Origin of the sequence: Bradyrhizobium sp. USDA 4541, from assembly GCF_024171085.1 — a bacterium.
GTDB lineage: Bacteria > Pseudomonadota > Alphaproteobacteria > Rhizobiales > Xanthobacteraceae > Bradyrhizobium > Bradyrhizobium australafricanum.
In genome coordinates, this window is record NZ_JALJZF010000001.1 from 2216591 (window position 1) to 2239533 (window position 22943).

Consider the following 22943-nt stretch of genomic DNA (forward strand, 5'->3'; position numbering starts at 1 on the left):
CCGGGACCGCGGCGCCGCACCATGTTGCGGCGCGATCCCGATAAGACACGGGTGACAAGACTTGGGTGACAAGACTTGGGCGAGGAGGAAACCATGACGATGGCCGCCGCCGGCGGAGACAATCCGAGCAGCCTGTTCGCGACGCCCGCGATCGTTGCGGTCAGCCGCGACGACGGCAGCATCCTGGTCCGCTCCACCACGCCGCTGAAGCAAGGCGCCCGCTGCGTCGGCGACTGGCTGGAGCATTGGGCGCGGCAGGCGCCGGATCGCATCTTTCTCGGCGAGCGCGCCAATGCCGATGCGCCCTGGAGCACCGTCAGCTATCGCGACGCGCTCGGCATCGTGCGGCGGGCCGCATCGTGGGTGCTAGCGCGAGGGCTGAGCACGGAACGTCCGCTCGTCATCCTCTCCGACAACGGCATCGATCACGCGTTGTTCGCGCTCGCCGCGCAGCATGTCGGCGTGCCCTCGGCCGCGATCTCGCCGGCCTATTCCTTGATGTCGAAAGACTTCGACAAGCTGAAGAGCATGATCGAGCTGCTCGACCCCGGCGCGATCTACGTCGCAAGCACAAGGCCGTTCGCGGCGGCGCTTGCCGCAATCAAGCCGCTGCATCGCGCAACCATCGTCAGCGGCAATCCGGACGACGCCGACGCATTGTCGTTCCGTACCGTCGCTGCCACGCCGGAAGCGCCCGGGGTCGCCAAGGCGTTCGCGGCGGTGACGGCGGACACGATCGCAAAATTCCTGTTCACCTCGGGCTCGACGGGCACGCCGAAGGCCGTGATCAACACCCAGCGCATGCTGACCTCGAGCCAGCAAGCCAAGGCGCAGACCTGGACGTTCCTGGAGCAAGCGGGCGAGGAACTGGTGATCCTGGACTGGCTGCCGTGGAGCCACACCTTCGGCGCCAACCACAACTTCAACCTGGTGCTGCGCAACGGCGGCACGCTCTATATCGACGGCGGCAAGCCGGCGCCCGGGCTGTTCGCGACCTCGCTGGCCAACCTGCGCAGCGTGGTGCCGACGGTCTATTTCAACGTGCCGCGCGGCTTCGACATGCTGATCGCGGCGCTGCGCACCGACGACGAACTGCGCAGAAAATTCTTCGAGGGCACCAAATTCGCCTTCTATGCCGGCGCGGCGCTGCCGCAGAATCTGTGGGACGCGCTGGAGGACTTGTCGTTGCGGACGGTCGGCCGCCGGCTGCCGATGGTGTCGGCCTGGGGTTCGACCGAGACCTCGCCGCTCGCGACCGATTGCCACTTCCTGGCCAAGCGCTCCGGCAATATCGGCGTGCCGATCCCCGGCACCGAGCTCAAGCTGGTGCCGTCGGGCGACAAGCTCGAGGTTCGCGTGCGCGGGCCCAACGTCACGCCGGGCTACTGGAAGGCGCCCGAGCTGACCGCTGAGGCCTTCGATGCCGAGGGTTTTTACAAGATCGGCGACGCCGTCACCTTCGCCGATCCCGCACGGCCCGATCTCGGCCTGTTCTTCGACGGCCGCGTGGCGGAGGATTTCAAGCTCAATTCCGGCACCTGGGTCAGCGTCGGCACCTTGCGCGTCGCCGGCATCGCGGCGCTGGCGCCGCTCGCGCAGGACATCGTCGTCACAGGCCATGGCCGCGACGAGGTGCGCTTCCTGGTGTTTCCGAACCTCGCCGCCTGCCGTTCGCTGGCAGGGCTGCCCGAGAGCGCCGATGCGCGGGAGGTGATCGGTCATCCGGCGGTCCGTGCTGCGGTTGGGCGGGGGCTGGCGACGCTGAAGGCGCAAGGCGGCCATTCCTCCGGCCATGCCACCCGCGCGCTGCTGCTGGCCGAGTCCGCCTCGGTCGACGGCGGGGAGATCACCGACAAGGGCTACATCAATCAGCGCGCCGTGCTGACGCGCCGCGCCGCAGCAGTGGCGGTATTGGAGGACGACGGGTCGGGTGAGGCGATTGCCTGCGCGGGCTTGTGAGCGATTTGTGCTTCTGACGCGCCAGCAGCGCGCCGCGTACACTGCCGTCGTCCCTGCGGAAGCATGGACCCATATTCCGCGGCCGAAATTGTGAACAAAGTTCGTCGTTCCGCCGACATGCGATAATCAGCATTTGTGGTTATGGGTCACGGCTCGGAGGCCGGGACGACACCGCGTTTGTGGCACGGATCATCCAAGTTTCAGCTGTCCAACCCGCCAGGTCCCCGCTGCTTCCACTTGCCGCGCTGCACGCGGCTGCGTTTTTAGTTGCCATAGCAACTAAGCTGTGCGAGTTTCCGCACCCATAGGGACAGGGCCGGTCAACGGCCACGCGTTTGGGAGGAGAATGTTGCGCAGCACGGCGCGAACGGCACGCATGGAAGATCGGGCGAATACTGTGGGGGCGCAGCGCGGCGACCATGGCACGGCTGCGCCGTCAGGTCGTGCCTTGCCCGGTGACGGCGCCGAGATTCTCGTGCAGCCGACGCAGCAGCTCGATCAGCACCTCGCGCTCGTCCTTCTTCAGGCACGCCAGCAGCCGCCGCTCGCGCTCCAGCGCCGCGACGATGACCTTGTCATGGACGGCGCGGCCGCGCGCGGTCAGCGTGATCGAATGGGTGCGGCCGTCGTCCGGAGCGGTGCGGATGGTCAGCAGGCCGCGCTTCTGCAATGCCGCGAGGTTGCGGCTGACCGGCCCCTTGTCGAAGCCGATCACCTGGCAGATCCGGGAAGCGGGAATCCCCGGCTCGATCGCCAGTTGCGAGATGATCCGCCACTCGGTGACGTTGACGCCGAAATTCTTCTGGTAAAACGCGGTGGCGCTGTTCGACAGCTTGTTGCCGATGAAGGTGATGAACGCCGGCACATAGCGATCAAGGTCCAGCAGCGGGCCGTCACTGGCGTCTGCGGGATCGGCCGGTCTCGGCCGGCGGGGCTTTCGGGGGAAGGGCTGGCTGCTCATCTCTCAAATCATCGCTGCGAAACTGTCCGGGAGCAATAGATATGCGGCCCGTGTTGACAAGATCAAACCTCGGGAGGTCCCGATGACTGCAACAGAAGCTGCGTCCGTCCCGCATCTCGACATCGATCCGTTCGCGCTCGAGTTCTTCGCCGACCCATTCCCGACCCATGAGCGGCTGCGCGAGGCCGGGCCGGTGGTCTATCTCGACAAGTGGAATGTCTATGGGGTTGCGCGCTACGCCGAGGTCCATGCGGTGCTGAACGACCCCGCGACCTTCTGCTCCAGCCGCGGCGTCGGCCTCAGCGACTTTTCCAAGGAGAAGCCGTGGCGGCCGGCGAGCCTGATCCTGGAGGCCGACCCGCCCGCCCATACCCGGACCCGCGCCGTGCTGAGCACGGTGTTGTCGGCGACCGTGATGAAGCAGCTTCGCGGGCAATTTGCCGCCGCCGCGGAGGCCCGCCTCGACGCGCTGCTGGAGAAGCGCAGGTTCGACGCGATCGCGGACCTTGCGGAAGCCTATCCGTTGTCGGTCTTCCCGGATGCGCTCGGCCTGAGGCCGGAGGGCCGCGAGCATCTGCTGCCCTACGCCAGTCTGGTGTTCAATGCCTTCGGCCCGCCGAACGAGCTCCGCAAGGAGGCGATCGAGCGCTCGGCGCCGCATCAGGCCTATGTTGCCGAGCAATGCCAGCGCGACAATCTCACCCCGGGCGGCATCGGCGCCTGCATTCACGCCCATGTCGATACCGGCGCCATTACCGCGACCGAAGCGCCGCTGCTGGTGCGCTCGTTGCTGTCGGCCGGTCTCGACACCACCGTCAACGGCATCGGCGCCGCCGTCTACTGCCTCGCCCGCTTCCCCGACCAGTTCCAGAAACTACTCGCCGATCCGACGCTGGCGCGCAACGCCTTCGAGGAAGCCGTGCGGTTCGAAAGTCCGGTCCAGACTTTCTTCCGCACCACGACGCGCGACGTCGAGCTCAGTGGGGCCAGCATTCCTGAAGGCGAGAAGGTGCTGATGTTCCTCGCTGCGGCCAATCGTGATCCGCGCCGCTGGGAAGCGCCCGACAGCTACGACATCACCCGTCGTACGTCGGGCCACGTCGGCTACGGTTCGGGCATCCATATGTGTGTCGGCCAGCTCGTCGCCCGTCTCGAAGGCGAGGTGATGCTGGCGGCGCTGGCGCGTCGTGTCGCCAGGATCGACATCACCGGCGAGCCGAAGCGCCTTTTCAACAACACGCTGCGCGGGCTCAGCAGCCTGCCGGTCGAGATCACGCCGGCCTGACGAAACGCACAAGACCAGCAAAAGGTCGATTGAGGAAACATGGGAGGGAGACGATGAGGGGCTTCGGGGCTGGGCGATCTAGGATTGGACTTGCGCTGGCATTGGCCTGCGCCGCGGGCAGCGCACGCGCGGAAATTTCCGGCGACGTGGTCCGCGTCGGCGTGCTCAACGACATTTCCGGCATCTTCCAGGACACCAACGGCATGGGTTCGGTGGAAGCCGCGCGGATGGCTGCGGAAGATTTTGGCGGTGGCGGCAAGGGCATCAAGGTCGAGATCGTCTATGCCGATCACCAGAACAAGGCCGACGTGGGCTCTGCGATCGCGCGCAAATGGCTCGATGTCGAAGGCGTCGATGCCATCGTCGACGTGCCGAACTCGGCGGTCGGGCTCGCCATCAACACCATCCTGCGCGACTCAAGGATGACGTTCCTGGCGTCGTCGACCGCGAGTTCCGACCTCACCGGCAAGGCCTGCTCGCCGAACACCATTCAATGGGTCAACGACGCCTGGGCCACCGGCAACACCACCGCGGCCGCGATGATGCAGCGTGGCGGCAAGGACTGGTATTTCGTGACGGTCGATTATGCGCTCGGCAAAGGCATTGAGGCTGAAGCGACCAACTACATCGAGAAGCACGGCGGCAAGGTTTTGGGCTCGAGCAAGCATCCGCTCGGCACCTCGGACTTCGCGTCGTTCCTGCTGCAGGCGCAGAGCTCGAAAGCAAAAGTGATCGGGCTTGCCAATGCCGGCGGCGACACCATCAACGCGGTGAAGCAGGCGGCCGAGTTCGGCATCCAGCAGGGCGGCCAGACCATGGTGGCGTTCCTGCTGTTCGTGAACGACATCCACGGCATGGGCCTGAAGGTGGCGCAGGGCCTGCAGTTGCTGGAAGCCTTCTACTGGGACATGAACGACGACACCCGCGCGTTCGCAAAACGCTTCGCCGCGCGTCCCGGCATGAACGGCAAGATGCCGAGCGGCAACCAGGCCGGCGTCTATGCCTCGACGCTCGCCTATCTCAACGCGGTCGCCGCCACCGGCAGCGACGACGCCAAGGCGGTGGTGCCGCAGATGAAGACCTTCAAGGGCAAGGACAAGCTGTTCGGCGACACCACGATCCGCCAGGACGGTCGCGTCGTCCACCCGATGTATCTGTTCGAGGTGAAGAAGCCGGAAGAGTCGAAGTACCCCTACGACTATTACAAGCTGATCGCGACCATCCCGGCCGACCAGGCGTTCCGCCCGCTGGCCGATGGCGGCTGCTCATTGGTGAAGTGAGCTCTTCGCCGCGAATGCTGCTGCGCTCCCTCTCCCCTTGTGGGAGAGGGCTGGGGTGAGGGGTATCTCTGCACACGGCGTACGGACCGGAGAGACCGCAACCCCTCACCCGGATCGCATTGCGCTTCGCTTCATGCGATCCGGCCTCTCCCACAAGGGGAGAGGCAGACCGAATGTGCGATGCGCTGTTCGTGAACTCGCTACGCCGCCTTCGAACCCGCCACCTTCACCCGCGCCAGCATCTCGGCCGCCGTCATCACATGTGCCGTTGAGAATGCGAGGATCGTCAGCGTGGCGCGGTGTACTTCGTCGGCGGACAGCGCGCCCTGGCCGACATCGGGATAGTCGAACGTGCCGGTCGCGTCCGACAGGAAGACGACCTTGTAATTGTGGAACATGGCGTCGCGCGCGGTGGCGTGGCAGCAGTTCTCGGTCGTGGTCCCCGAGATGATCACCGTGGTGATGCCCCATTCACGCAGGATGAGATCGAGATCGGTGGCGAAGAACGCGCTGTAGCGGTGCTTCTTGATGACGTGCTCGCCGGGGGCGGGGGCGAGGTCGTTGAAGATCTCGACGCCCTCGCTGCCGTCGACCAGCGACGACCGGTCGGCGATCGGCGAATAGAGATCGTCATAGAGCCCCATGTCGCTGCCGTCGCGGCGATGCACATGCGCGGTGTAGATGACGCGGATGCCCTTGTCCCGGCAGGCCTTCAGGGTCTGCGCCAGCCGCGGCACCATGGCGGCGGCCTGCGCCGAACGCAGCTTGGCGCCCTCGGCCACGAAATCGTTCTGCATGTCGACGACGATCATGACGGTTCGCGCCGGATCGATGATTTCGCATTGGTAGCCCATGTGGTGTCTCCTCCTGGTGAGAGACAATTTCTACGCCGGTTCCCGCGATCGTTCTTGGCTGCGCCGGCCAGTCGCTGGTCTCTGCTTGCCAGAAGGGAGGGCTGGACGCAGAATATCCCGCTGCCGGGTTGGGCGGGAGCAAGGTCCGATGCAGACCCCAGATCATACAGTCGTCGCGCAAACGCTTGTCGCGCCGGGTGACAGTTTCGACCGCTGGCATCACGTCACCTGCCGCGAATTCTCGCTGACCGAATGCCGCCGCGTCGTCGACGAGGCGTTCCAGGCGTCGATCTCGATCCGCCATCTCGGCCCGCTGGCTATCAACGACATCTGGTCGTCGACGCCGGCCGCCGACCGCATCCGGGTGATGCGCAGCGCGAGCGACGTCCGCAGGGATCCGCGCGACTATTTCATGCTGTGGCTCACGCTGCGCGGCGAGGTCAGCTTTGCCCAGGGCGGCCGCGACGTGCGCATGCGCCGGGGCGATCTGATGCTGCATGACCAGGCGCAGCCGTTCACGCTCGAATTCGCCCCGAGCGCGCGCGCGATCATGGTGTCGATCCCGCGGCCGCTGCTGCTCGTGCGCCTGCCGGATGCGCAGCGCCTGACGGCGCGGCGGGTCGGCAACGCGTCGAAAGTGGGAGCGCTGGCGGGATCGCTGATCCGCCGGCTGACGCGGCTCGACGACGCGGCCGGACCTGCGGCGACACGGCTTGGCGCGGCGGCGCTCGATATTTTCGCAACCACGCTGCAGACCGAGCTGACGGACGAAGGGCCGCAGCGCGGCGACGAAAGGCTGGCGCGGGTCAAGGCCTACATGCTGGCCAATCTCGACGATCCCGGGCTCGATCTCGATGCGATCGCCACCGCGCAGAACATGGCGCCGCGCACGCTCAATCGCCTGTTTGCGCGCGAAGGCACGACCCCGATCCGATGGCTGTGGCAGCAGCGCCTCGCCGCCGCCTATCAGGCGCTGGCGGAGCGGCGCTTCAGTCATGTCACCGATGTTGCGCTGAGCTTCGGCTTCAGCGACGTCTCGCATTTCAGCCGCGCCTTCAAGGCCGCGTTCGGCCGCTCGCCGCACCAGGTGATGGGGTGAGAATGCGTACAGCGCTGAGAGGCTAAGACAGATTGTTATCCGTCATCCTGATGAGGTGCGAGCCTTGCGGCGCAAATTGCGGCGCTGGGCGAGCCTCGAAGGATGTACGGCCACTAGCGGGGCCGTCGATCCTTCGAGACGCGCGTGCAGCGCTCCTCCAGCGACAAAGGCGGAGCCTTTGCGCGGGGATGACGGATAACGGGATAGCGCAGCGCCGAGTCACCTACTGCGCGACCTTGCTGCTGCCTTGTGTGATCAGCCGTGCGGCGCGCTGGTCGCGGGTGTGGATCCAGAGCCAGTTCATCGCCACCGCAATCCGATGGCGCACGCCGATCAGGAAGTAGATGTGGGCGAGGCCCCAGATCCACCATGCCAGCGAGCCGCGCAGCTTGAGCCAGCCGAAATCGATCACCGCTTTCTTCTTGCCGATCTGGGCGAGGCTGCCGGCATGCTTGTAGCGGAACGGCGGCAGCGTCTTGCCGTCGAGCCGGGCCTTGATCAGCGCGGCGACATAGCGTCCCTCCTGCTTGGCGGCCGGCGCGATGCCGGGCACCGGATTGCCGTCGGGATCCTTGATCGTGACGGTGTCGCCGACGGCGAAGACATCGGGATGGCCGGGCACGGTCAGATCCGGCTCGACCTGCAGCCGATGGGCGCGATCGGCCGGCGCGTTCAGCCATTCGGCGGCGCGCGAGGCGCGCACGCCGGCGGCCCAGACGATGGTGCGCGCCTCCAGCCTCTTGCCGCCGAACACGACGCCGTCGGCCGAGCATTCGGTGACCGGCTCGCCCAGCATCACCTCGACGCCGAGTTTTTCCAGCGACGCCTGCGCGTAAGCCGAGAGATCGTCGGGGAAGCCGGCCAGCACGCGCGGGCCGGCCTCGATCAGCACCACGCGCGCCTTGCGCGTGTCGATGTGACGGAAGTCTTGCGGCAGCGTGTCCTTGGCGAGGTCGGCGATGGTGCCGGCCATCTCGACGCCGGTCGGGCCGGCGCCGATGATGACGAAGGTCAGCAGCGCCGCGCGCTTGTCCGGATCGGTCTCGCGCTCGGCGCGCTCGAAGGCGACCAGGATGCGCCGCCGCAGCGTCGTCGCGTCCTCCAGCGTCTTCAGGCCGGGCGCGAACGGCTCCCATTCGTCGTGGCCGAAATAGGCGTGGCGCGCGCCGGTGGCGAGGACCAGCGTGTCGTAGGGAATGCTGCCGCCGTCGTCGAGCGCTACCCGCTTCGCCGCGGCATCGATGCCGCAGACATTGGCGAACAGCGTCGTCACCTCGGGCCGGTCGCGCAAGAGATAGCGGATCGGCCAGGCGATCTCGCTGGTGGCAAGCGAAGCGGTCGCGACCTGATAGAGCAGCGGCTGGAACAGATGGTGGTTGCGACGGTCGATCAGCGTGATCTCGACCGGCGCCCCTCTGAGACCGAAAGCGGCTTCTAGGCCGCCGAAGCCGGCGCCGACGATCACCACGCGATGAGGTTTGGCCGGCGCTTGCGTCATCTGATGTCGCTCCCGGTTTCGAACGGCTTCGTCGTTTGATTATGTATTCATTCGCAGCCCCATTCCAACACGAAATGCCTGATCGCCCGATAGCAAAACCCAATCGCCGCAAGCTTCACGCATCCTGCGGCGCGGCCGCGGCCACGGCCCGCCGCCGCATCGGCAGGAACAGTCCCGCGACCGCGCCGGCGAATGACAGCGTTGCGGCAAGGCTCATCGCCGACGCGAATCCGTTGGTGAAATGACCGGATGAATCGGCTGCGCCATTGGCGGAGAAGCTCGCCACCAGCGCCGCGATACCGAACATGCCGCCGAGGAAGCGGCCCATGTTGAAGACGCCCGACGCCTTGCCCATCTCGCTGACGGCGACCGCACCCAGCACCGCGTTCTGCGCGGCCGGCATCGCCATCGATACGCCGACGCCGGCGAGCACCAGCGGCGCGACCAGCGCCGAATAGGGCACTGCGGGGCTCACGATCTCGCTGATCCAGCCGAGCCCGATCGCCTGCATCAAGAGGCCGGTGACGACCAGCGTGCGCTCGCCGAACCGGTTGACCGCGGCGCCGGCGATCGGCGCGGTGACGAACAGCGTCGCCGTCCACGGCAGCAGACGCAGCCCGGCACCGAAGGCGTCGAAGCCGAGCGCGATCTGCAGGAACTGCGGCAGCAGGAACAGCACGCCATACATCGCGGCGTAGAACAGCACGCTTGCGGCCATGCCGGATGCAAACGGCCGTGCCGCGAACAGCCGCATCGGCACCATCGGGCTTGTGGCACGCAGCTCCCACAGCACGAACGTCGCCGCCAGCGCGACGCTGGCGATCAGCGCGCCCGTCACTTCCGCGCTGGCCCAGCCGACGCCGTTGCCGCGCAGCAGGCCCCAGACCAGCGCCAGCGCCGCGAGCGCGACCAGCGTGAGGCCGGTGATGTCGAGCGGCGCCGTCGGCCCAAAACTTTCGCGCAGGCGCGTGATCACAAGGGCGATCGCGATCAGGCCGACCGGTAAGTTGATCCAGAAAATCCAGCGCCAGCCGAGATGCTCGGTGATGAAGCCGCCGATCGCGGGACCTATGATCAGCGCGCATCCGGTGATGCCGCTGAAAATGCCGAGCGCGCGGGCGCGCTCCTCCCGGCCGAACGCGCCGCTCAGGATCGCCATCGCCAGCGGCATCACCAGTGCCGCGCCCGCGCCCTGTAACGCGCGGGCGGCGATCAGGGCCGCGGCGTTGCCGGCCAGCGCGCAGGCCGCGGACGCCACGACGAACAGGCCGATCCCGGCCGCGAACATCCTGCGCCGCCCGAACCGGTCGCCGAGCGCCGCGCCGGTCAGGAGCAGCACCGCGAAGGTCAGGTTGAAGGCATTGACGGTCCATTGCAGCGTCTCCACGGCGCTTCCGAAATCGGCGCGGATGGTGGCGAAGGCCGTGGTCATGATCATGGCGTCGAGCGCCATCATGAAGGATGCCAGCGCGGTGAGGCCGAGCACCCAGCGCTGTTCGGCGCGCTCTCGAGGGGTCTGCATGGTCGTTCTCCGTTGCTGCGCCGCGAGGTTGCGGCGCGCTTCGCCGGCAAGGACGAACCGGAACGGGCAAAGGATGCGGCCGAAGTTTATTTTTGCCGGACCGCATCCTTTGGCGGTTCGCGAACGTCCTTGGGTCTGAGGCGGCCGATTCAGGCCGCAGAACCAGGCCAAGGAGGCTGCGATGAGACGGACCCTGATCAGGTACAAGGCGAAGCCGGAGATGGCGGAGAAGAATGCCGCGCTGGTGTCGGCCGTGTTCGCCGAGCTGAAGGCGGCGAGGCCCGACGGCGTGCGCTATCTGACCCTGCGGCTGGAGGACGATACCTTCATCCACATGGTCGAGACCACGGCCGAGGACGGTTCGAGCCCGATCCCGAAACTGGCCGCGTTCCAGGCGTTCCAGGACGGCATCCGCGATCGTTGCGCCGAGCCGCCGCTGGTTCGCAGTGCGGTGATTGTCGGGAATTATCGTATGCTGGATGAGCCGTGAACCGGCGGGCAGTGCACCGATCTGGCGGAGCCATCATGACGTCACCACACCAAGCGCCGGCCGCGACCGACGTCGACACGCTGTTGGCGGCGATGCGGCCGAGGCTGCATCGCTACTGCGCCCGCATGGTCGGATCCGTCATCGACGGCGAGGATGTGCTGCAGGACGCGCTGATCAAGGCGGTGGAAGCCTTCGGGTCCGCCGCGCCGATCCAGAATCCGCAAGCCTGGCTGTTCCGGATCGCGCACAACACCGCGCTCGATTTCCTCAGGCGGCGCAACCGCCAGGAAGCGCTCCACGCGCCGGAGGAGGTGGACATGATGGCCGGAGAGCTCGATGATTTGGGCCGCCGCGAGATCGCCGCGACCAGCCTGCGCACCTTCATGCGCTTGCCGGTGGCGCAGCGTTCCAGCGTGATCCTGATGGACGTGCTCGGCTGCTCGCTGCAAGAGATCTGCGGCATCATGGATTTCAGCCTGCCCGCGGTGAAGGCCGCGCTGCACCGTGGACGCACGCAGCTGCGCGAGTTTGCCAGCGAGCCGGACGACGCGCCGCGGCCCGGCCTGTCGCCGGCCGATCGCGTCAGGCTCAACGCCTATGTCAGCCATTTCAACGCCCGTGACTTCGACGCCATCCGCGCCATGATCGCCGATGACATCAGGCTCGAGCTCGTCAACCGCACGCGGCTGAACGGCAAGGCCGAGGTGTCGCGCTACTTCGGCAATTATTCGAAGATCGACGACTGGCACTTGGTGACCGGACAGGTCGAGGGACGGCCCGCGATCCTGGTGTTCGATCCGACCGCTCTGGACGCGCCGCCGCGATCGTTCATGCTGCTCGACTGGTCGGCCGACAAGGTTGCGACGATCAGGGATTTCCGCCACGCGTCCTATGCGATCGACGGCGCCGAATGGGCGGTGGACAAGGGGTGATCGGCTTTCGCCCCAGCCTTTGGCTCAGTGATCGCGCGGCAAACTCCGCGTCGTCCCGGACAAGCCAACGGGTCGGCGCGAAGCGCCGCCCGATGACAGGCTCCGCGCGATCCGGGACCCATAACCACCAATGGGAATCGTCTTGGTCGCTGGGGCCCCAGCGCTCTTCAACAATCTGATCCTGTGGTTATGGGTCCCTGCTGTCGCACTAGCGTGTCTACACGGTTTTGGGGCGCGACAGATTGACTCGGTGCAGCAAGAAGTGGCGTCTCTGCAGCATGTTGTATGATTCTCTCACTGGCGCTTTGATTCGAAGGAGCGCCAGCGATGCAGCCGGATTTGTCTTTGGGTGAGTTCGGGGACGTTCGTCTCGACAAAAGGGGGCGACGCTTCTCCGGGCTATGCTTTGCACGCGCAGCGTCTGCTTGCGCCAGATGGCCCGGGGCGATTGGGCTGCCAATATGGCGTTCTGGCGGTTTGTGAACAACCCCCAAGTCACGATCGATAAATTGATTGAGGGCTGGAGCACGCAGACGCGGACTGCGGTCAGCGGGCGTCATGTGCTGGCGATCCAGGATACGAGCGAGGTCAAGTTCCAGACCCAGGCGGGACGGCGGCGCGGGCTGGGCAAAGTCGGCAAGGGCAATGCTCGCGGCGTGCTGTTGCATGCGATGATGGCGGTGGATGCCGACAGCGGGGTCTGTCTTGGCCTTACTGGCGGCAACGTTTGGACGCGCAAAGGCAAGGTAAAAATCCCGCATGAGCGGCGCGCCTTGGCCGACAAGGAGTCGGCGCGCTGGGTGACGGCCGCCGAGCAAGGCCGCGACGTCCTGGCAGATGCCCGCATGATCACCGTCGTCAACGACCGCGAGGGGGATTTCTTTGCTCACTGGGCGCTGACGCCAGCTGAGAATGTCCATCTTCTGTCGCGTGCCATGCACGACCATGCGCTGGTCGATGGCGACACACTTTATCAGGCGGTCGAGCGGAGCCGCTTCTGCGACAACGCGGTGATCGATCTGCCGCAGCGAATGGATCGGCGCGGCCGGCAGGCCCATCTCTCGATGCGCTTCGGAACCGTCGTGCTCAAGCGGCCGCAGAGGCCCGGCGTCACCGACTTGGCGGAGGGCATCAAACTCAGCTTCGTAGAAGTGGTCGAGTTGCATCCGCCGAGAGGTGCGGAGCCCATTCGCTGGCTGCTCCTGACCACTCATCCGGTCGCCACCGTTAAAGACGCCTGGCAGATCGTCTCCTGGTACCGCCAGCGCTGGATCATTGAGCAACTCTTTCGCTCGCTGAAGAGCCAGGGTTTGCGCATCGAGGATAGTCAGATCGAGAGCGCCGAAGGCCTGATCAAGCTCGTGGCGGTCGCCACCAGAGCGGCATGTATCGTCATTCAACTCGTTCAGGCCCGCAACAGTGGCGAAGAATTGCCGGCTGAATTTGTCTTCACCGCAGAAGAGATCGAGACGCTCAGGGCCATCAACAAAACCATGAAAGGTCGCACCGAGCTTCAGAAAAACCACCATCGCCCCAACACTCTTGCTTGGGCGGCATGGATCATCGCAAAACTCGGCGGATGGACCGGCTACGCCTCCCACCGTCCACCTGGACCAATCACCTTCCACACCGGAATGGCCCGCTTCCAAATCCTCGCAAATGGCCCGACAAACGTGTAGATGCACTAGTGCTGTCGCAGGGACGACGGCTGCTACCGCGTCTTTCCGCCGAATTCGCCGTTGGCGATCCGCGCGACGCGGCTGCCGCCTGTGGCCGGCGTACTGCGTCTTTCGAACGGGCCATCGCCGCCGGTCTCGCGCGGCGATGGCGGGGCTTCTTCGTAATAGCCGCCGCTCCGCCAGACCAGCAGGACGATGTTCATTGCGCCATTGACGGCGGCGCCGACCACCGTTTCGGTGTGCTGATAGGTCAGCGCATATTCGGGAAATCGTCCGGCAATCGCCCTGTCGAGCACGAGGAGGGCGATCCATGCCGCCATCACGCAGACCGGATCCCAGCCCATGTCGCGCACCCGCATCGATTGCAGCATGAAGCAGATGACGAGCATGCCGTAGAAGGCAATGACCAGCACGGAGTTGCTCGATGCCTGCGCCAGCAGCACGTCCATACTGCCGCTCGCCGGTGCGTTGCCGGTGACGCCGTAGACCAGCATCATAAAGCCGAGGCCCACCACGAAGGTGCAGAAGAAGAAAGCCAGTCGGCCCATCCGGGCATTGAAGCCGAAGATGTAATTCAGCATGTGACGCACCCCTTTGGCGGCAGCGTCGGCCAGGGATGCTTTCCGGACCATGAAGCCCGCAGGCGCTTGCCGGCCTGTGGTTTCCGGGTGCTTTACCGGATCGTTAAAGCCTGCTGCAGTGCGGGCGTGGGTCGTTGCGGAAGGCCGGTGCCTGCGACAATCGTTGCCCACGCAACCGGCATTATATTTCTTGCCATGGTCGATTTAGACGAATTATGATGCAAGGTGCTGGGGTATGCGCCGAAGGTTCTAAGTCAGCGCCGTCGGTTCATGCTTGCTGCAGACTTGCGATATCGCGCACAAAATACGTCACAGAACGACGCGCGCAAAGCGTGACCCCCGGGCCCTCGTGATCGAGCCTGGTGGGATCTTTGGTTGAGGAGGGGAGTGAATATGAAAAAGGCATTTTGGCTGGCAGGCGCCATGGCTGTGGCGCTGGCGCAGCCCGCGATGGCGGCTGACAGCGTCAAGATCGGCTTCGTCTCGACCTTCAGCGGTCCGACCGCCGCGATCGGCAACGACATGCGCAATTCCTTCGAGCTCGCGCTCGACCATCTCGGCCGCAAGATCGACGGCAAGCCGGTCGAGGTGATCTACGAGGACGACCAGCAGAAGCCGGATGTCGGCAAGCAGAAGACCGAGAAGCTGGTGCAGTCCGACAAGGTCGACTTCATCGTCGGCTACATCTGGTCGAACGTGCTGCTGGCGTCGCTGAAGACCGCGGTCGATTCCAAGACCTTCCTGATCTCGGCCAATGCCGGTCCGTCGCAGCTCGCCGGCGAACTGTGCTCGCCTTACGTGTTCTCGACCTCCTGGCAGAACGACCAGACCCCGCAAGCGGTAGGCACCTACATGAACCAGAAGGGCGTCAAGTCGGTGTTCCTGATCGGCCCGAACTACGCCGCGGGCAAGGACATGCTGGCCGGCGTCAAGAGCACGTTCAAGGGCCAGGTCGTCGGCGAGGAATATACGGTGTGGCCGAGCCAGCTCGACTTCTCCGCCGAGCTCACCAAGGCGAAGAACTCCAAGGCCGAGTCGATCTTCGTGTTCTATCCGGGCGCGGCCGGCGTGCAGTTCCTGAACCAGTATGCGCAGGCCGGCATCAAGCAGCAGATTCCGCTCTACACCGCCTTCACCATCGACGAATTGTCGCTGCCGTTGCAGAAGGACAATGCGCTCGGCGTTCCCGGCGCGCAGCAATGGGTCAACGACCTGCCCAACGAGGAGAACAAGAAGTTCGTCGCCGACTACCGCAAGAAGTATCCGGGCCTGCGGCCGACCTTCTACGGCGCCCAGTCCTACGACGCTGCCAACCTGATCAACAGCGCCGTGGTCGCGGTGAAGGGCGACCTGACGAAGAAGGACGCGATGAAGGCCGAGATGGAGAAGGTGAACTTCAAATCGGTGCGCGGTCCGTTCAAGTACGGCAACAACCACATTCCGATCCAGAACTTCTATCTGCAGGACGTGGTCAAGGACGCCGAGGGCCAGCTCTCGCTGAAGACGGTCGCGACCATCGTCAAGGACGACCAGGACCGCTTCCACGACAAGTGTCCGATGAAGTGATTGTCGGGCGTCTTTTTGGCGCGCGGCTTGCTTCTCTTTACCTCGCCCCGCTCTTGCGGGGAGAGGTCAATCGCGAAGCGATTGGGTGAGGGGCTCTTTCCCGGCATTCGGTTTGCGGAAAGAGCCCCTCACCCCAACCCCTCTCCCCGCAAGAGCGGGGCGAGGGAGAACCCGCAATGTGCAATGCGGCGGCGTGCTTGCGCTGCCGCTGTTTTGTTTTAGCCCGGTATGAAGGATCCATGTATCTCGTCGTCGAACAACTGCTGAACGGCCTGCAATTCGGCCTCCTGCTGTTCCTGCTGGCGGCCGGGCTGACGCTGGTGTTCGGCATCATGGACTTCGTCAATCTGGCGCACGGCTCGCTCTACATGATGGGCGCCTATTTCGCGGCGACCTTCGTGGCCTGGACCGGCAGCTTCGTGCTCGGCGCGCTGATGGCGCTGGGCGCCACGCTGCTGCTCGGCATCGCGCTGGAATATGTCGCGCTCAGGCATCTCTATGGCCGCGACCATCTCGACCAGGTGCTGGCGACGTTCGGTCTGATCCTGTTCTTCAACGACGCCGTCCGGCTGATCTGGGGCCCGGCGGGCCTCGCGCTGCCGCTGCCGGCCTGGCTCACCGTGCCGGTGCAGATCATCCCCGGCGTTTACTATCCGGCCTACCGCCTCATGATCATCGTGGTCGCGCTGGCGGTCGCAGCAATGCTCTATCTCGTCGTGATGCGCACCCGCATCGGCATGCTGATCCGCGCCGGGGCCTCCAACCGCGAGATGATCGGGGCGCTCGGCATCAACATCAAGCTGCTGTTCACGCTGGTGTTCGGCCTTGGCGCGGCGCTGGCCGGCCTCGCCGGGCTGATGCAGGCACCGATCCTCACCGTGCAGATCGGCATGGGCGAGAACATCCTGATCCTGGCCTTCGTCATCATCGTGATCGGCGGCATCGGCTCGATCCGCGGCGCGTTCATGGCCGCGATCTTCGTCGGCATCATCGACACGATGGGCCGCGCCTTCCTGCCGGACCTGCTGCGCAAGGTGCTGAGCGGGGCGGCGGCGTCCACCGCGGCGCCGGCGCTGTCCTCGATGCTGATCTACCTCCTGATGGCCATCATCCTTGTGCTGCGGCCCGAGGGGCTGTTCCCGGCGGCCAAACGATGATGCGAAAGCTCAACGTCTCCAATGCGGTCGCGGCGCTGATGTGTGCCGCCCTGATGCTGCTGCCGCTCTATTCGGCGGTCACGGGCAATATCTTCATCCTCACGCTGTTCACCCGGATCGTGATCTTCGCGCTCGCCGCCGCGAGCCTCAATCTGATCATGGGCTATGGCGGCATGATGAGCTTCGGCCACGCCGCCTATCTCGGCATCGGCGGCTATGCCGTCGGCATCCTCGCCGCCGAGGGGGTCGGCTCCGGCTTCATCCAGTGGCCGGTGGCGCTCGCCGTTTCGGCGTTGTTTGCGCTGCTGATCGGCGCCCTCTCGCTGCGCACCCGCGGCGTCTACTTCATCATGATCACGCTGGCCTTTGCGCAGATGGCCTACTACATCGCCTCCGCGCTGTCGCGCTACGGCGGCGACGACGGGCTCACCGTCTACAAGCGCAGCGATTTCGCCGGCCTGATCAACCTCTCGGATCGCAACCAGTTCTATTACCTCTGCCTGGCCTGCCTGTTCGGCGGCCTCTACCTGATCTGGCGCATCGTCAATTCGCGCTTCGGTCTCGTGGTGCAGGGCGTCCGCTCCAACGAGCAGCGCATGCAGGCGATCGGCTTCCATGCCAACCGCTACCGACTGGTCTGCTTCGTGATATCAGGCACGATCTGCGGCCTGGCCGGCGCGCTGCTTGCCAACAACACCGATTTCGTCAGCCCCGCGGTGATGTACTGGACCCGCTCCGGCGATCTCATGGTGATGGTGATCCTCGGCGGCATGGGCTCGCTGTTCGGTCCCGTCATCGGCGCGATCGTCTATCTCCTGCTCGAGGAGCTGCTGTCGCAGTTCACCGAATATTCGGGGCTGATCCTCGGTCCGGTGCTGCTCCTGATCGTGCTGTTCGCGCGCGGCGGCATCATGGGCCTGCTCGGGAGGATGCGCCGTGGCTGATTCCTTGCCTGATCCCTTGCTCCGCGTCGACAATCTGGTCCGCCGCTTCGGCGGCATCACCGCGACCGACAACCTCTCGATGGAGGTGGTGCCGGGCGAATTGCACGCCATCATCGGCCCCAACGGCGCCGGCAAGACCACGCTGATCAGCCAGCTCACCGGGCAGGTGATGCCGAACTCCGGCACCATCCGCTTTGCCGGCCGCGACGTCACGAACCTGCCGTCCTACAAGCGCAGCCGCCTCGGGCTGGCGCGCTCGTTCCAGATCACCTCGCTGCTGAAGGATTTTTCCGCGATCGACAATGTCGCGCTGGCGGCGCAGGCGCATGACGGCCACTCGTTCCGCTTCTGGGGCAGTGCGCGCAAGGAACGGCATCTGCGCGAGGCCGCGCGCGCGGCGCTCGAGCGCGTCGGCCTCGGCACGCGCGCCGATATCGTGGTGTCGCAGTTGAGCCATGGCGAGCAGCGCGAGCTCGAGCTCGCGGTCGCGCTCGCCACCAGGCCGCAGCTGTTGCTGCTGGACGAGCCGATGGCCGGGCTCGGCGTCACCGAATCGGCGCGGATGGTCGCGCTGCTGAAGGAGCTGCGCAAGGAAGTCACCATCGTGCTGGTGGAGCACGACATGGAGGCGGTGTTCGCGCTCGCCGACCGCATCACGGTCTTGGTTTATGGCCGCGTCATCGCCTGCGACGTGCCGGACGCGATCCGCAAGCACGACGAGGTCAAGCGCGCCTATCTCGGCGAACAGCATGCGGTGACGCGCCATGGCTGAGACCAGGATGGCTAATACCAAAACCGCTGAAACCCTGCTCGAAGTGGATGGCATCGAGACCTGCTACGGGCTGAGCCAGGTGCTGTTCGGCCTGTCGCTCAAGATCAAGTCGGGCGAGATGGTCGCGCTGATGGGCCGCAATGGCATGGGCAAGACCACGACGATCCGCTCGATCATGGGCCTGACGCCGGCGCGGTCAGGCGCCATCCGCTTCGCCGGCGAGGCGGTGCGCGGCCTGCCGTCCTACAAGATCGCAAAGCTCGGCATCGGCCTGGTGCCGGAAGGCCGCCAGATCTTCCCCAACCTCACGGTGCGCGAAAATCTCGTCGCCGCGTCGGGCAATCGCTTCAGTGCCTCCGATCCGTGGACCATCGACAAGATCCATGCGCTGTTCCCGCGGCTCGCCGAACGCTCGGGCAATATGGGCGTCACGCTGTCCGGCGGCGAGCAGCAGATGCTGGCGATCGGCCGCGCGCTGATGACCAATCCGAAATTGCTGATCCTCGACGAGGCGACCGAGGGTCTTGCGCCCTTGATCCGCGACGAGATCTGGAGCTGCCTGTCGATGCTGAAGGAGCGCGGGCAGTCGGTGTTGGTGATCGACAAGAACGTCGGAAACCTCGCCCGCATCGCCGACCGCCATTACATCATCGAGCGCGGCCGCACGGTGTGGAGCGGCACCAGCGAACAGCTGGTCGCCGAGCCGGAGCTGCAGCACAAGTATCTCGGGATTTGAGCAGCAAGCATTGCCGTATCGCCGTCATCCTGAGGAGCCTGCGTAGCAGGCGTCTCGAAGGATCGATGGCCCGGCTGGTGGCCGTGCATCCTTCGAGACGCGCTACGCGCTCCTCAGGATGACGGATCAGAGAGGCGGGCTGCCGCGGCTTACCGTGAAGAGCCTCGCAGCAGTCGTTTCGCTGCGTCGGCCGCTGCTGCGGCATAGGCGCGATCGCCATGCACCAGCATCAGGGAGATCGCGCCCTCGGACAGCAGCCAGATCTCGCGCGCACGGCGGTGAGCGTCGCGGACACCGGCCCGCTTCAGCAGCGCGCCGAGATGGGTTTCGAGCAAGGCCTTGTGCCGGCGCGCAATTGCGCGTGCGGGATGGCCAGGGAGATCGGCCAACTCGATGACCAGCCTGGTGAATCCCGAGCCGGCCCATCGCGGCCTGTCCGCCCAGACCGCCAGGTCGCGGAACAGGCCGTCGATGATCGCCGCCGGCGAGCCGGACAGCTTGTCGCCGAACGTCGCGAACGCGGCCAAGGCCAGTTCGTTCTGGGCTTCGAGCACGAAGGCGAGCAGCTGATCCTTGCTTTGAAAATGGTTGTAGAGCGTGCGCTTCGTCACCCTCGTCGCCGATGCGATTTCGTCCATGCTCACGCGGCTGTATCCGCGCTGGCGAAACAGGACGTATGCGGCAGCAAGGATGCGCCGCCGTGTCGGTTCTGCAGATCGCGCCATGCAGTCACCTCTTAAATATACCGAGTAGTGAATTTACATCGGTTGAAAAACCAATTGGAATGGCTTCCGGGATTTTTCGGCCCGCGCCAGCCAGCTTCCTCGCGCTGCGAAAGCCATTGCCATGCCCGATTCGTTGACGCTCAGAGAAATCAAAGCTCGTCCGGTGGTGCTCAAGCTGAAGCGGCCCGTGGTCGCGCGCATTGTCACGATATCGGAGTGGCCGCTCGTCCTCATCGATCTGGTGACGGAGGAGGGCATTGTCGGGCGAAGCTATCTCGAGCCTTACATCGTGCAATCGCTGCGATATCTGGTTCCGGCGTTGCATGATCTCGGCGAATTGCTCAGAGGTCGGAGCGTGGCGCCTGTCGAGTTGTTCGAGGCGGCGCGCAAATCGCTTCACTTTGTCGGCTATGAGGGATTGTCGATGATCGCGGCGTCGGGCCTCGACATGGCCGCGTGGGACGCGTTGGCGAAAGCCGCAAACAAGCCGCTGTGCGTGCTGTTGGGGGCGACGGTCGGCGCCGTGAGATCCTACAATAGCAACGGCCTTTGGCTGAAGGAGCCGGCCGCCGTCGCGGCCGAGGCTTTGGAATTGCGCGACGAAGGAGGGTTCTCAGCCCTGAAATTGCGCCTCGGCAGAAGCGATCCGCGCGAGGATCTGACGACCCTCGACGCCGTTCGAAAAGCAGTCGGGGATCGGATGCATTTGATGGTGGACTACAACCAGGGGCTAAATCTCGCCGAAGCCATCGAGCGGTGCCATGCGATCGATGATTATGGCCTCGACTGGATCGAAGAGCCCGTCGTCTATGACAATCTCGACGGACACGCCCGACTGGCGGCGGAGCTGAAGACGCCGATCCAGATCGGCGAGAACTTCTATGGTCCGAGGGAGATGCATAAGGCGATCGCGAGAAAGGCCTGCGACCTGGTGATGCCGGATTTCATGCGTATCGGCGGAGTGACGGGCTGGATGCGGGCGGCTGCGATCGCCGGCGCCGCGGGTATCCCCATCTCAACGCATCTTTATCCGGAAGTCGCCGCTCACGTCATGCGCGCAACCGAGACCGCTCACTGGTTGGAATGGCAGGACTGGGCCGATCCGATTCTCGAACGGCCGTATGAAATCAAGGATGGTCTTTTGCATATTCCCGACACGCCTGGTGTCGGTCTGGAATGGAACGAAGCGGCCGTCGCGGCTCACCTTGCAAGCGTCTAAAGCGCGATGAGATTGGGTTGAATCGTCATCGCGCTTTAGCTCTTTGTTTGAGCATGATCTTTGCGGAAAATCGCTTCACACTTTTCCGGATCATGCTCTAGAGCGGCGGAGCGCCTGCGCCGACGCTTCCGTCAAAACATCTCGAAATATTCGCGGTGCTCCCAGTCCGACACCTCGGCCTGGAAGCGTTCGATCTCCGCGTTCTTGATGAAGACGTAATAGTCCACGAACTCCGGCCCCAGCGCCTGACGGAAGAACGGATCGTCGTTGAGCGCGAACACGGCCTCGCGCAGCGACTTCGGCAACAGCGCGGCCTTGGCCTCGTAGGGCGTGTCGGCCGACGGGCCGGGGTCGAGCTTGCGGTCGACGCCGTCGAGGCCGGAGAGGATCTGGCTTGCCATGTAGAGATAGGGATTGGCGGCGGGTTCGCCGATCCGGTTCTCCAGCCGGGTCGCCGGATCGCCGGCGCCGCCGAGCACGCGGATCATAACGCCGCGGTTGTCGCGGCCCCAGATCGCGCGGTCCGGCGCCAGCGAATAGGAGCGGTAGCGCTTGTAGCCGTTGATGGTCGGCGTCGTGAACACGGTCGAGGCCCGGGCGTGCTCGATCAGGCCGGCGAGCCAGCCGCGGCCGAGCGCACTGAGCGGCTCGCCGGTCTCCTTGGCCATGAAGACGTTCTCGCCATTGGCGCGCGACACCAGCGACTGGTGCAGGTGCCAGCCGCTCGCGAACACGTTCGGCAGTTTCGGCCGGCACATGAAGGTCGCGTGATAGCCGTGGCGGCGCGCGATCTGCTTCACTGCCGAACGAAACAGTACCATGGTGTCGGCCGGCGCAAGACCGACAGTCGGTGCGAAAGTGAATTCGCACTGGCTCGGACCGAATTCGACCTCGACCGAGCGCAACGGCAGGTCGAGCGCGATGATGTCGCGGCGGATGATCTCGAGCGCCGGCTCCATCAGGTCGTAGCGCTGCTCGGTGAGGTATTGATAGCCGTGCGATAGCAGGCTGACCGACGGCGGCCGTCCGGGCTGGCCGGCATCCTCCGGCGCCATGTGGGCGTCGTCGAGCTTGAACAGGTGGAATTCGACCTCGAGGCCGGCGACGAAATCGTAGCCGCGGCCGGCGAGCTGATCGAGCACCTTGCGATAGAGGTTGCGGGTCGCGAACGGCACCGGCCGGCCGTCGCTGAAATAGAGGTCGCAGAGCAGCCAGCCGGTGTTGTCAGCCCAGGGAAGCACGCGGAACGTGGTGGGATCGGCGACCATCAGCACGTCGGCCGCGCCTTCCATCTCCTTCATGCCGAAGCCGCCGCCTGATGTGAACACCGGAAACACCGTCTTGTGCGAGGTGTCCTTGGCGAGCATCGTCGTGGTGATGGAGCAGCCGCTTTCCAGCGAGCGCACCGCTTCGCCGGCGATCAGCGTCTTGCCGCGCAGGATGCCGTGCTGGTCGGGGAACGACAGGCGGATGACTTCGAGGTTCTTCTCCTCGACGATGCGGCGGAGGCGTTGTGCGGCCTCCTTCTGCTCATCCGACCACAGGCCGTGACGCTCGACGAAGCTCACCGCGTCACTCCTTCACTTCTCCCTCGCCCCGCTCTTCGCGGGGAGAGGGTCGGGGTGAGGGGCTCTCTCCGCCGACTCGATATGCCGATAGACCTGTACCCCCTCACCCGGATCGC

General features: G+C 65.2%; 20 protein-coding genes. 13 read left to right on the plus strand and 7 right to left on the minus strand.

Annotation, left to right across the window (positions count from 1 at the left end; translation table 11 throughout):
- Positions 1-93 precede the first annotated feature (93 nt).
- Positions 94-1959 (plus strand): feruloyl-CoA synthase, encoded by a 1866-nt coding sequence (locus tag J2R80_RS10315; protein WP_375162572.1) that lies wholly within the window; start codon positions 94-96, stop codon positions 1957-1959.
- 436 nt (positions 1960-2395) lie between these two features.
- On the opposite strand, the gene J2R80_RS10320 is transcribed toward J2R80_RS10315, so the two are convergent.
- A complete protein-coding gene (locus tag J2R80_RS10320) occupies positions 2396-2920 on the minus strand; it encodes a MarR family winged helix-turn-helix transcriptional regulator (protein ID WP_253588696.1) in 525 nt (174 codons plus the stop codon).
- A gap of 82 nt (positions 2921-3002) precedes the next feature.
- On the opposite strand from J2R80_RS10320, the gene J2R80_RS10325 reads away from it, so the two are divergent.
- Both J2R80_RS10325 and J2R80_RS10330 read left to right on the plus strand, forming a co-directional pair.
- Positions 3003-4205 carry a cytochrome P450 gene (locus tag J2R80_RS10325; protein WP_253588697.1) on the plus strand — a complete coding sequence of 401 codons (1203 nt, stop codon included), beginning with the start codon at positions 3003-3005 and terminating at the stop codon, positions 4203-4205.
- A gap of 53 nt (positions 4206-4258) precedes the next feature.
- Complete coding sequence (locus tag J2R80_RS10330; protein WP_253588698.1) at positions 4259-5485, plus strand: ABC transporter substrate-binding protein; 1227 nt, start codon at positions 4259-4261, stop codon at positions 5483-5485.
- Positions 5486-5685: 200 nt separating this feature from the next.
- Here J2R80_RS10330 and J2R80_RS10335 read toward each other — a convergent pair whose 3' ends face one another.
- Entirely contained in the window at positions 5686-6339 is a 654-nt protein-coding gene (locus J2R80_RS10335; protein ID WP_253588699.1) for an isochorismatase family protein, read from the minus strand.
- Positions 6340-6487: 148 nt separating this feature from the next.
- On the opposite strand from J2R80_RS10335, the gene J2R80_RS10340 reads away from it, so the two are divergent.
- Positions 6488-7438 (plus strand): helix-turn-helix domain-containing protein, encoded by a 951-nt coding sequence (locus tag J2R80_RS10340; RefSeq protein WP_253588700.1) that lies wholly within the window; start codon positions 6488-6490, stop codon positions 7436-7438.
- Positions 7439-7661: 223 nt separating this feature from the next.
- Here the strand turns inward: J2R80_RS10340 and J2R80_RS10345 are convergent, their stop codons facing one another.
- Both J2R80_RS10345 and J2R80_RS10350 read right to left on the minus strand, forming a co-directional pair.
- Positions 7662-8936, minus strand: a complete 1275-nt coding sequence (locus J2R80_RS10345) for an NAD(P)/FAD-dependent oxidoreductase (RefSeq protein WP_229189667.1) — start codon at positions 8934-8936, stop codon at positions 7662-7664.
- Between the two features lie 115 nt (positions 8937-9051).
- Positions 9052-10458 carry an MFS transporter gene (locus tag J2R80_RS10350; RefSeq protein WP_253638517.1) on the minus strand — a complete coding sequence of 469 codons (1407 nt, stop codon included), beginning with the start codon at positions 10456-10458 and terminating at the stop codon, positions 9052-9054.
- Between the two features lie 181 nt (positions 10459-10639).
- Here J2R80_RS10350 and J2R80_RS10355 point away from each other — a divergent pair, with 181 nt between their 5' ends.
- The 3 genes from J2R80_RS10355 (at position 10640) to J2R80_RS10365 (ending at position 13559) form a co-directional block, all read left to right on the plus strand.
- A complete protein-coding gene (locus J2R80_RS10355; protein WP_057019474.1) occupies positions 10640-10948 on the plus strand; it encodes a hypothetical protein in 309 nt (102 codons plus the stop codon).
- Between the two features lie 35 nt (positions 10949-10983).
- On the plus strand, positions 10984-11880 hold the full coding sequence (locus J2R80_RS10360) for a sigma-70 family RNA polymerase sigma factor (RefSeq protein ID WP_253638518.1): 897 nt from the start codon (positions 10984-10986) through the stop codon (positions 11878-11880).
- 434 nt (positions 11881-12314) lie between these two features.
- Positions 12315-13559, plus strand: coding sequence for an IS4 family transposase (locus J2R80_RS10365; protein ID WP_244558664.1), 1245 nt, complete (start codon positions 12315-12317; stop codon positions 13557-13559).
- A gap of 32 nt (positions 13560-13591) precedes the next feature.
- Here the strand turns inward: J2R80_RS10365 and J2R80_RS10370 are convergent, their stop codons facing one another.
- On the minus strand, positions 13592-14140 hold the full coding sequence (locus J2R80_RS10370; RefSeq protein WP_253588703.1) for a DUF805 domain-containing protein: 549 nt from the start codon (positions 14138-14140) through the stop codon (positions 13592-13594).
- 393 nt (positions 14141-14533) lie between these two features.
- On the opposite strand from J2R80_RS10370, the gene J2R80_RS10375 reads away from it, so the two are divergent.
- The 5 genes from J2R80_RS10375 to J2R80_RS10395 all read left to right on the plus strand — a co-directional run bounded on the left by J2R80_RS10375 (position 14534) and on the right by J2R80_RS10395 (position 19315).
- Positions 14534-15706: an ABC transporter substrate-binding protein gene (locus J2R80_RS10375; protein WP_253588704.1), complete on the plus strand. Its 1173-nt coding sequence runs from the start codon at positions 14534-14536 to the stop codon at positions 15704-15706.
- Positions 15707-15945: 239 nt separating this feature from the next.
- Positions 15946-16863, plus strand: coding sequence for a branched-chain amino acid ABC transporter permease (locus J2R80_RS10380; protein WP_057019470.1), 918 nt, complete (start codon positions 15946-15948; stop codon positions 16861-16863).
- Complete coding sequence (locus J2R80_RS10385; RefSeq protein ID WP_375162573.1) at positions 16860-17807, plus strand: branched-chain amino acid ABC transporter permease; 948 nt, start codon at positions 16860-16862, stop codon at positions 17805-17807. The genes J2R80_RS10380 and J2R80_RS10385 overlap by 4 nt, the downstream gene beginning before the upstream one ends.
- 4 nt (positions 17808-17811) lie before the next feature.
- Positions 17812-18579 (plus strand): ABC transporter ATP-binding protein, encoded by a 768-nt coding sequence (locus tag J2R80_RS10390; RefSeq protein ID WP_253640957.1) that lies wholly within the window; start codon positions 17812-17814, stop codon positions 18577-18579.
- Positions 18580-18586: 7 nt separating this feature from the next.
- On the plus strand, positions 18587-19315 hold the full coding sequence (locus tag J2R80_RS10395) for an ABC transporter ATP-binding protein (protein WP_253588705.1): 729 nt from the start codon (positions 18587-18589) through the stop codon (positions 19313-19315).
- A 149-nt stretch (positions 19316-19464) separates the two neighbouring features.
- On the opposite strand, the gene J2R80_RS10400 is transcribed toward J2R80_RS10395, so the two are convergent.
- Positions 19465-20040, minus strand: coding sequence for a TetR/AcrR family transcriptional regulator (locus J2R80_RS10400; RefSeq protein ID WP_057019467.1), 576 nt, complete (start codon positions 20038-20040; stop codon positions 19465-19467).
- 121 nt (positions 20041-20161) lie between these two features.
- Between J2R80_RS10400 and J2R80_RS10405 the strand changes: the two genes are divergently transcribed.
- Positions 20162-21259, plus strand: a complete 1098-nt coding sequence (locus J2R80_RS10405; protein WP_253638519.1) for an enolase C-terminal domain-like protein — start codon at positions 20162-20164, stop codon at positions 21257-21259.
- A 131-nt stretch (positions 21260-21390) separates the two neighbouring features.
- On the opposite strand, the gene J2R80_RS10410 is transcribed toward J2R80_RS10405, so the two are convergent.
- Complete coding sequence (locus tag J2R80_RS10410) at positions 21391-22827, minus strand: glutamine synthetase family protein (protein WP_253588707.1); 1437 nt, start codon at positions 22825-22827, stop codon at positions 21391-21393.
- Between the last annotated feature and the right edge of the window lie 116 nt (positions 22828-22943).